Genomic DNA, 8942 nt, shown 5'->3' with positions numbered 1-8942 from the left:
GCCCCGGGCCGCCCTCGCGGACGGCCCGGGACCGGCGCTTTCCCCCGTTCCCCCGTACTTTCCCCCGTTGTTTCCCCCGTACGACCGCCCCGCGCCGACTACTCGCTGGCGATCGCGTTCAGTACGTTCATCCGCCCCGCCCGGAAGGCCGGAACCAGTGCGGCGAACAGGCCCACCAGGGCCGAGCCGGCGAACACCCCGAGGATGGTCGGCCACGGGATCTCCAGCACCTTCAGGCCCTGGAGGGCGAGGAGCTGCTGCGCGGTCGCGCCCCAGCCCATGCCCAGGCCGAGGCCCAGCAGGGCGCCGAAGAGGGCGATGACGACCGACTCCAGGCGGATCATCCGGCGCAGCTGGCGGCGGGAGAGGCCGATGGCGCGCATCAGACCGATCTCGCGGGTCCGCTCTACCACCGAGAGGGCCAGGGTGTTCACGACGCCCAGCACCGCGACGATGATCGCGAGGGCGAGGAGGCCGTAGACCATGTTGAGCAGCTGCCCGACCTGGTCCTTGAGGTTCTCCTTGTAGTCGGTCTGGTTGAGCACCTTGTACTGCGGGTACTCGGCCAGGGCCGCCTTGACCGCCGCGTACGCGCTGTCGGCCTGCCCGGACCGCGCCTTGGCCAGCAGCATGAAGGGGCGGGGCAGCTGGTCCGCCGGGAGGTTCGCCTCGGCGGTCGCGGTGCTGATGTACTTCACGCCCTTGTCGAGGTTGCCCTCGTCCGAGGTGATCGCGGCGACCTTCAGCTTCGTCGTCCTGCCGCCGGTGAAGGCGACCGTCAGCTCGTCGCCGACCCTGACGTGGTGCTCGTCGGCGTAGAGCGAGCCGACCGCCATGGAGCCGGCCGCGTACGCGTCCTCGTGGCGGCCCGCGGTCATCTTGCGGCGCACGTCCTGGGCGTACGTCGGGTCGGTGACGCTCAGCTCGCTCCGCAGGCTGCTGCCGTCGGGGGCGGTGATCTTGCCCTCGACCTCCCGGTAGGCGGTGACGTGGTCGAGGCCCTTGACGGCGCGCATGGCCTGCTCGGCCTGCGGCATGACGGGCTGCATGCTGTCGGAGCTGACGATGTAGTCCGCGCCGACCGTCCGGTCGAGTTCGTCGGTGGCGGAGGCCACCATCGAGGAGCCGACCACCGACAGGCAGGCGACCAGCGCCAGTCCGATCATCAGCGCGGCGGCCGTGGCGCCCGTACGGCGCGGGTTGCGCAGCGCGTTGCGCTCGGCGAGCCGGCCGACGGAGCCGAAGGGCCGCAGCACGGGGGCGGCGAGCACCCGGACCACGACACCGGCCAGCAGCGGGCCGATCACGATGAAGCCGATGAGGCTGAAGAGCACGCCGAGGGCCAGCCACAGCGAGCCGGCCGCGGCCTTCTCGGCGGCCGCGGCGAGGAACAGGGCCGCGCCGCCGATGCCGGTCAGGACCAGGCCGAGGACCGCGCGGACCACACCGGCCTTGCGGTCGCCGGGGGTTCCGGCGTCGCGCAGGGCCGCCATCGGGGAGACCTTGCCGGCCCGGCGGGCCGGGATGTAGGCGGCGACGACGGTGACGACGATGCCGAGGACCAGGCCGAGGACCGGGGTCGTCCACTTGACCGTCAGATCGTCGGTGGACAGGTGCATGCCCATCTGGCCCATGAGCTTCATCAGGCCGACGGCCAGGCCCACGCCCGCCGCGACTCCGGCGAGGGAGCCGACCACACCGAGCAGCAGGGCCTCGATGAGGACGGAGCGGTTGATCTGGCTCCGGTCGGAACCGATGGCCCGCATCAGGCCGATCTCACGGGTGCGCTGGGCGACCAGCATCGAGAAGGTGTTGAAGATCAGGAAGATGCCGACGAGGAAGGCGATCCCGGCGAAGCCGAGCATCACGTACTTCATGACGTCGAGGAAGCCCATGTCCTTCTTGTTGGCGGCCGCGGCCTCCTTGGCGGTCTGCAGCTTGTACGCGTCCGCGCCGGCCGTGGCGGCGACGTTCTTCTTGAGCTGCTCGTCGCTGACGCCGTCCTTGGCGGTGACGTTGACGTGGGTGAACGCGCCGGGGGCGCCGAGCAGCTTCTCCTGCGCGGTGGCGGTGTCGAAGTAGACGATGGCCGCGCCCGGGTTGGTGACGGTGAAGGTGGCGATGCCGCTGATCTTCGAGCGGATGTCACCGGTGATGGCGATGGTCCGCAGTTCGTCGCCGAGCTTCAGGTGGTGCTTGTCGGCGGTGTCGGCGTCGACCATCACCTCGGTGGGGCCGCGCGGGGCCTGACCGGAGGTGATCTTCATGGACTTGAGTTCGTTCTCGGTCCAGTTGCCCGCGATGGTCGGGGCTCCGGTGGTCGACCCCATGTTCTCGTTCTTGGAGTTGACGACCGTGACGGCGGTCGAGAAGACGGCGCCCTCGGCGGACTTGACGCCCTCGGCCTTGCGGACGCTCTCCACGGCCGAGCCGGGCAGCACCTGCGGCTTGCCCCGCATCTGGTTGTCCTCGCCCTCGGCGGGCGGCTTGGGGCTGACGGTGACGTCGGAGCTGGTGACCGCGAACAGCTTGTCGAAGGTCGTGCTCATCGTGTCCGTGAAGACGAGCGTCCCGCAGACGAAGGCGACGGAGAGCAGTACGGCGACGGCGGAGAGCGCCATCCGCCCCTTGTGCGCGAAGAAGTTGCGTCGCGCGGTCTTCATGACGGTCACGAGGTCCGCCCGCGCGCGTCGAAGTCCTTCATGCGGTCGAGGACCTGGTCGGCGGTGGGCGCGTACATCTCGTCGACGATGCTGCCGTCGGCGAGGAAGATGACGCGGTCCGCGTAGGAGGCGGCGACGGGGTCGTGGGTGACCATCACGATGGTCTGGCCCAGCTCGTCCACGGAGCGGCGCAGGAAGCCGAGGACCTCGGCGCCGGCCCGGGAGTCCAGGTTTCCGGTCGGCTCGTCGCCGAAGATGATCGCCGGGCGGGCGGCGAGCGCCCGGGCGACCGCCACGCGCTGCTGCTGGCCGCCGGAGAGTTCGGTCGGGCGGTGCTTGAGGCGGCCCGCGAGGCCCACGGTCTCGACGACCCGCTCCAGCCACTGCTGCTCGGGCTTGCGGCCCGCGATGTCCATGGGGAGGGTGATGTTCTCCAGGGCGTTGAGCGTCGGCAGCAGGTTGAACGCCTGGAAGATGAAGCCGATCTTGTCGCGGCGCAGCTGGGTGAGCTTCTTGTCCTTCAGGCCGGTGATCTCGGTCTCGTCCAGCTGGATCTTTCCGCTGGTCACGGTGTCCAGTCCGGCCAGGCAGTGCATCAGTGTGGACTTGCCCGAGCCGGACGGGCCCATGATCGCGGTGAACCGGCCGCGGTGGATGTCCACGTCCACCTCGTTCAGCGCGACGACGCGGGTCTCGCCGGAGCCGTAGGCCTTGACGACCTTGCGCGCCCGGGCCGCGACGGCGCCGTGGCCGCCGGTCCCCCCGTGCCTGGTTTCGGTCATCGCCGTTGTCACGGTTTTCTCCCCATGTGGTTCGTCAGCGTGCGCGCTCGTGTGCGTCACCGCGGTGAAGTCTGTGCTGCGGAGGGGGTCCGGCGCCCTGGTGCCCCTCGCCGTATCCACCGGGGGGTTAACCCCACCCCCCGCGCCCCGCTCGTATGAACCAGTTAAGGACGCCGCGGGCCCTTCGGCCTCCTCCGCCGGGACGAAAGACCCCTGGGCCCTTGTGTGGAGATACCCCTAGGGGATGTCCGTCCTTCGGCGGACGCGGGGTAGGGGATACCGGCGGGCACACCCCCGGTGAGATGGTGTTCTCCGCAGACGAGGGGGACGCGGTGGGGTCAGGGGAGCGCGGGGCGGACGGGGGCGGGGGGAACGCGGCGGACGCCGCCGGGGGAAAGGTTTCCGCCGATCCGGCGCGGGCGGCGGGGTCGGCGGGGGCGGCGGGCGTGGCTTTCGCCGGTCCGGCGCGGGCCTCGGCGCCGGGGGGCGTCACGCCCGGCCGGCCGCCGACCGCCGTGGTGGTCTCGCTGATGCTGGGCATGTCCCTGGTCGCCCTGGACAGCACGATCGTCTCCACCGCCGTCCCCCAGATCGTCGGGGACCTCGGCGGTTTCTCCGTCTTCACCTGGCTCTTCTCCGGCTACCTGCTCGCCGTCACCGTCACCCTCCCCGTGTACGGCAAGCTCAACGACACCCTCGGCCGCAAGCCCGTCCTCCTCTTCGGGACATCCCTCTTCCTCCTCGGCTCCGTCCTGTGCGCCTCGGCCTGGAACATGGCCGCGCTGATCGCGTTCCGGATCGTGCAGGGGCTGGGCGGCGGCGCCCTCCAGAGCACCGTGCAGACCCTGGCCGCCGACCTCTACCCGCTCCGGGACCGCCCGCGGATCCAGGCCCGGATGACCACCGTGTGGGCGAGCTCCTCCCTGCTGGGCCCGGCGCTCGGCGGTCTGCTGGCCGCCTGCCCGGGGTGGCGCTGGACCTTCCTGATCAACGTGCCGCTCGCCGGGCTCGCCCTGTGGCTGACCGCCCGCCACCTCGTGGAGCCCGTACGCTCCCCCGGCCGCCGGGGCCCGGTGGACTGGGCCGGAGCGCTCGGAGTCTTCGCCTGCGGCGGGCTGCTGCTCTTCGCGCTGGTGCAGGGCGGGGTCGCCTGGCCCTGGCTGTCGGCGCCCTCGCTGGCGCTGCTCGGCGCGAGCGCGGTGCTGGCCGCCGTGGTGGTCCGGGTGGAACGCCGGGCGGCGCAGCCGATCCTGCCGGGCTGGGTGTGGCGCCGTCGGACCATCGCCGCCGTGAACCTGGCGCTGGGGGCGCTGGGGCTGCTGATGGTCGCCCCGATGGTGTTCATGCCGACGTACGCCCAGTCCGTACTCGGCCTCGGGCCGGTCGGGGCCGGGTTCGTGACGGCCCTGATGACCCTGAGCTGGCCCCTGTCGGCGGCCCTGTGCCAGCACGTCTACCGGCGCATCGGCTTCCGCGACACCGCCGTCCTCGGCATCTCGCTGGCCGCGGTGATCCTGTTCTCCTTCACCCTGCTCCCGCACCCCGCCCGGCCGTGGCAGCCCGCGCTGGTCATGCTGCTGCTGGGAGCCGCCCTCGGGCTGTTCCAGCTGCCGCTGATCGTCGGCGTGCAGTCCACGGTGGGCTGGGCCGAGCGGGGCACCACGACGGCCTCCGTGCTGTTCTGCCGCACCGTCGGGCAGAGCGTGGGGGCCGCGCTGCTGGGGGCGGTGGCCAACGCGACCGTCGCCGCCCGGCTGGCGGACGCGCCGGTGGCGGGGCTCCCGGAGCGGCTCGACGACGTGTCGCGGGCCCTGGCCGAGCCGGGCTCCCTCACGCCGGCCGCCTCGGCGCACCTGCGCGGGGCGGTGGCGGCGGCCGTGGACCACATCTTCCTCGGCGCGACGGCCGCGGCGGTGGCCGCCCTGCTGGTCCTGCTGCTGGTGGCGCCGCGCCGCTTCCCGGTGCTGCCGGAACAGGAGTAGCCGGGACCCCGGGGCGACTTGTCATGCTCGGGCTCAATAGGCAACCCTCTTCCCCAGGACCGACCCGGGGGGACGCATGGCATCCGCACTCTTCGCACTGGCGTTACTGGCCGCCCTGGCCGGGCCCGCAGCCCTGCGCCTGGCCCGCCGTCCCGGCCCGGTGACCGGCCGCGACGGCCGGCTCTCCACCTCCACCACCCTCGCCCTGGCCTGGACGGTGATCCTGGTCTGGCTGCTGCTCGCGATCCTCGCGTACGGCCTGACGGCGGGCGGCGGAATCCGCTACTTCCAGGGCCCCGACGGCCCCCTGTCCACCCTGACCTCGGTGTACCTGCCGCTGCTCGGAGGCCCCTACGCGGCCCTGATCGCGGCGAAGACGGTCGTCGGCCTGCGGGTGGAGAGCGGCACCATGGCCAAACCGGCCCCGAAGCCGACCGCCACCGGCCGCCGCCCGCTGCGGGAACTGATCGCGAACGACAGCGGCCGCACCGACCTCGTGGACCTCCAGTACGTGGCCCTGAGCGCGGTCACGATGCTCTACGTCGTCCTCTTCTTCCTCTCCGACGTCGGCGCCGGCCTGCCGCACCTGCCGTCCGAGATCTGGGCCCTGACCGGCGCACCGGCGGGGGCCTACCTGGTCAACAAGATGGCCACCCGCGGCAACCCGGTCATCACCCACGTCAGCGCCGCCGACGGCCTGCTCACGGTGGAGGGCGGCGGCTTCACCGAACCCCGCCTGACGGTGGACGACACCGCCCTCGCGGCCACCCCGGACCCGGTGACGGGGGCCCTGACGGCCCCTCTGCCGCCCACCGCGCAGCCGCCGTTCACGGTGGTGGTCACCTCGCGCGGCCTGCGCAGCGACCCGTACCGCTACGCACCGGCCGGCTGACGGGCGCTCACGCCTCCTTGTGGCGGGCGTAGTAGCGGGCCACCCGGGCCCGGTTGCCGCACACCGACGCCACGCACCAGCGGCGGCGGGGGTGCGCCGGGAGGAACAGCAGCACGCAGCCCTCCCCCTCGCACCGCCGGACCTCCGTCACCCGGGGGTCCGTCAGCAGCTCCGCCACGGCCTCCGCGAGCTGCGCGGCCAGCCGCCGCGCCGGGCCGGCCGTCCTGTGCGGGGCCGCCGTCAGCCCGGCCTCCGCCGTCCAGGCCAGCTCCCGGTGGGACGGGGCCGCGGCGAGGGCGCCGTTGAGCGCGCGCAGCGCCTCCCGGGGCGGCCGCTCCCCCCGCCGGGCGGCCTCCAGCAGCGGCCCGGCGGCCTCCTGCACGCCCCGTACGGCGCCCGCCTCGGCCTCCCCCACCTCGACGGCCTCCAGCCGCCCACCCTGCTCGGCCAGCCAGGCGGCGAGCCCCGCGGGGTCGCCGAGGCGATCCCCGGCGTTGATCAGATCCAGCGCGAGGGGCTCACCCACAAGAGGAAACGAACTCATGTCCCTAACTCTATCAACCCCTCTTGACCCATTAGCCAAGATCGCTCAGACTAATGCCACCGAAGCCCAAGGAGGCATGTAATGACGATCTCCCACCACACCGTCGACGTGGACGGGGTATCCGTGGCCTACCGCGAGAGCGGTCCCGCCGACGCCCCCGTCCTGCTGCTCCTGCACGGCTTCCCGACCTCGTCCCACCAGTTCACCCGCCTGATGGACGCGCTCGCCGGCACCCCGTACCGGCTGATCGCCCCCGATTACCCCGGCTTCGGCCGCACCGAGGCCCCGGAAGGGTTCACGTACACCTTCGACCGGCTCGCGGACATCGTGGAGGGCTTCACCGACGCCCTCGGCCTGGAACGCTTCGCGCTGTACGTGTTCGACTTCGGCGCCCCCGTGGGGCTGCGGCTCGCCACGCGGCGGCCGGAGCGGATCACGGGCCTGATCGTCCAGAACGGCAACGCGTACGACGAGGGCCTCTCGGACGCGGCCCGGGAATTCGCGGGGCTCTCCCGCGACGTCCCCGGCGACGAGGAGCGCGTACGGGGGCTCTTCACGCAGGAGGGCACCCGCTTCCAGTACGAGACCGGGGTCGCGGACCCCTCCCTCGTCTCCCCCGACAACTGGACCCTGGACGTCCACTACCTCGGCCTGCCGGGGCGCGCCGACGCCCAGGCCGACCTGGCCTTCGACTACGCCTCCAACTTCGCGCACTACCCGGACTGGCAGGCCTGGCTCCGCGCGGCCCGCCCGCCGCTGCTGGTCGTCTGGGGCGCGGGCGACCCCTTCTTCACCCCGGCGGGCGCCAAGGCGTACCTCGGCGACGTCCCGGACGCGGAACTCCACATCTTCGAAGCCGCGGGCCACTTCGCCCTGGAAACCCACCTCACGGCCATCGCCCCGAAGATCGCCGCCTTCCTGACGACGCTTCCCTGACGGCCGACGGGCCCTCCCCGCCCCGCCCTTCCACCACTCCCCCCTCACACGCCGGGGAGGCCGGGCCTGAGGGGCGGCGAGGCCGGACGTGCCGCCCGGGGCGGAGTCGGGGCAGCCGCCCGGCAGGGCAACCGCCCTGGCGGGACGGCCGTCAGCCCTCCGCCGGGGCGCGGCCCGTCAGGGCGGCCAGGCTGGAGCGGACGTGGTTCATGTGGGCCCGCATCTCCTCCTGGGACTCCGCGTGCTCCCGCAGGACGCGGTCCGTCTCCCGCCCGGCCCGCTCCTCCCGCACCCGCGCCTCCGCCACCACCTCGGCGGCCCGCGCCTCCGCGTCCTCCTGCCCGTGCCGTGCCGACTCCTCCGCCTCCGCGAACCCCCGCCGAGCCTCCGCGAGCCGCGCCTCCGCGTACCGCTCCAGCTCCGCGTACCGCGCCTCCTGCTCCGCCTCCCGCGCCGCCAGCTCCCGCCCGGCCCCGTCCCAGCGCTCCGCCTGCTCCTGCTCCCGCTCCGCCAGCAGCGCCTGCGAGCGCCGCCGCGTCTCGGCCACGGCCGCCACCGCCTCCGACCGCCACCCCTCCGCGTCCTCCCGCGCCTCCGCCCGCAGCCCGTCGGCCTCCCGCTGCGCCCGCTGCACCCCCTGCCGCGCCCGCACCTCGGTCTGCTCCCGCACCGCCTCCGCGTCGTGCCGGGCCAGCTCCGCGACCCGGTCCGCGTGCGCCTCGGCCGCGCCCATCGCCTCCACCGCGTCGGCCCGCGCCTCGCTCCGCAGGACCTCCGCCTCCTCCTGGGCCAGCGCCAGGATCCGCCGGGCCCGCTCGCTCAGGTCGTCGTACGTCTGCGGGGCCAGCCCGGCCACGGTGCCCCGCAGCCGCTCCGCCTCCGCCTCCATCCGCTTGGCCAGGACGGTCAGCCGAGCCACCCGTTCCCACGCCTCGTCCCGGCTCCCGGACAGCCGCGCCAAGTACCGGTCGACCTCTTCCGTCCGGTAGCCACGGCCTCGCACGGTCGAGAAACTCTGGGGTCCGTGAGGTGACATGGGTGCACTCATCCTGGAAGCGCCTCTCTCGCGGGGATTGCTGTCAAGGATGCGTCATTTGGTGGCAGAAGCCGGAATGGCCGGGCCGGTACCCCCGTCGGGGGTAC

At 73.3% G+C, this 8942-nt stretch carries 7 protein-coding genes; 3 read left to right on the top strand and 4 right to left on the bottom strand.

All coding sequences use genetic code 11. The features are described 5' to 3' along the window. Nucleotides 1–98 precede the first annotated feature (98 nt). Nucleotides 99–2672, bottom strand: a complete 2574-nt coding sequence (locus ACFV0Q_RS33385; protein WP_385010526.1) for an ABC transporter permease — start codon at nt 2670–2672, stop codon at nt 99–101. Continuing rightward, nucleotides 2669–3445, bottom strand: a complete 777-nt coding sequence (locus tag ACFV0Q_RS33380; protein ID WP_385010524.1) for an ABC transporter ATP-binding protein — start codon at nt 3443–3445, stop codon at nt 2669–2671. The genes ACFV0Q_RS33385 and ACFV0Q_RS33380 overlap by 4 nt, the downstream gene beginning before the upstream one ends. A gap of 302 nt (nt 3446–3747) precedes the next feature. On the opposite strand from ACFV0Q_RS33380, the gene ACFV0Q_RS33375 reads away from it, so the two are divergent. Then, nucleotides 3748–5427, top strand: coding sequence for an MFS transporter (locus tag ACFV0Q_RS33375; RefSeq protein WP_385010522.1), 1680 nt, complete (start codon nt 3748–3750; stop codon nt 5425–5427). Nucleotides 5428–5503: 76 nt separating this feature from the next. After that, nucleotides 5504–6319: a hypothetical protein gene (locus ACFV0Q_RS33370; RefSeq protein WP_385010520.1), complete on the top strand. Its 816-nt coding sequence runs from the start codon at nt 5504–5506 to the stop codon at nt 6317–6319. 7 nt (nt 6320–6326) lie between these two features. Here the strand turns inward: ACFV0Q_RS33370 and ACFV0Q_RS33365 are convergent, their stop codons facing one another. Then, entirely contained in the window at nt 6327–6863 is a 537-nt protein-coding gene (locus ACFV0Q_RS33365; protein ID WP_385010518.1) for a CGNR zinc finger domain-containing protein, read from the bottom strand. An 81-nt stretch (nt 6864–6944) separates the two neighbouring features. Between ACFV0Q_RS33365 and ACFV0Q_RS33360 the strand changes: the two genes are divergently transcribed. Then, nucleotides 6945–7799 (top strand): alpha/beta fold hydrolase, encoded by an 855-nt coding sequence (locus tag ACFV0Q_RS33360; protein WP_385010516.1) that lies wholly within the window; start codon nt 6945–6947, stop codon nt 7797–7799. A 151-nt stretch (nt 7800–7950) separates the two neighbouring features. Here ACFV0Q_RS33360 and ACFV0Q_RS33355 read toward each other — a convergent pair whose 3' ends face one another. Beyond that, the gene (locus ACFV0Q_RS33355) at nt 7951–8847 is read right to left on the bottom strand and encodes a DivIVA domain-containing protein (protein ID WP_385010514.1); all 897 of its coding nucleotides are present in this window, start codon (nt 8845–8847) and stop codon (nt 7951–7953) included. Nucleotides 8848–8942: the final 95 nt, after the last annotated feature.

The sequence above is a fragment of the Streptomyces sp. NPDC059564 genome, from assembly GCF_042735575.1.
Taxonomy (GTDB): Bacteria; Actinomycetota; Actinomycetes; order Streptomycetales; family Streptomycetaceae; genus Streptomyces.
The sequence above is the reverse complement of the archived record's forward strand: the minus strand, read 5'-3'. Positions and strand labels throughout refer to the sequence as shown.

Bases quoted from the DNA above. Each gene is read 5' to 3' on its own strand.
- ACFV0Q_RS33360 (WP_385010516.1), top strand. From the start codon at position 6,945: ATGACGATCTCCCACCACACCGTCGACGTGGACGGGGTATCCGTGGCC.
- ACFV0Q_RS33370 (WP_385010520.1), top strand. From the start codon at position 5,504: ATGGCATCCGCACTCTTCGCACTGGCGTTACTGGCCGCCCTGGCCGGG.
- ACFV0Q_RS33375 (WP_385010522.1), top strand. From the start codon at position 3,748: ATGGTGTTCTCCGCAGACGAGGGGGACGCGGTGGGGTCAGGGGAGCGC.
- ACFV0Q_RS33355 (WP_385010514.1), bottom strand. From the start codon at position 8,847: ATGAGTGCACCCATGTCACCTCACGGACCCCAGAGTTTCTCGACCGTG.
- ACFV0Q_RS33380 (WP_385010524.1), bottom strand. From the start codon at position 3,445: ATGACCGAAACCAGGCACGGGGGGACCGGCGGCCACGGCGCCGTCGCG.
- ACFV0Q_RS33365 (WP_385010518.1), bottom strand. From the start codon at position 6,863: ATGAGTTCGTTTCCTCTTGTGGGTGAGCCCCTCGCGCTGGATCTGATC.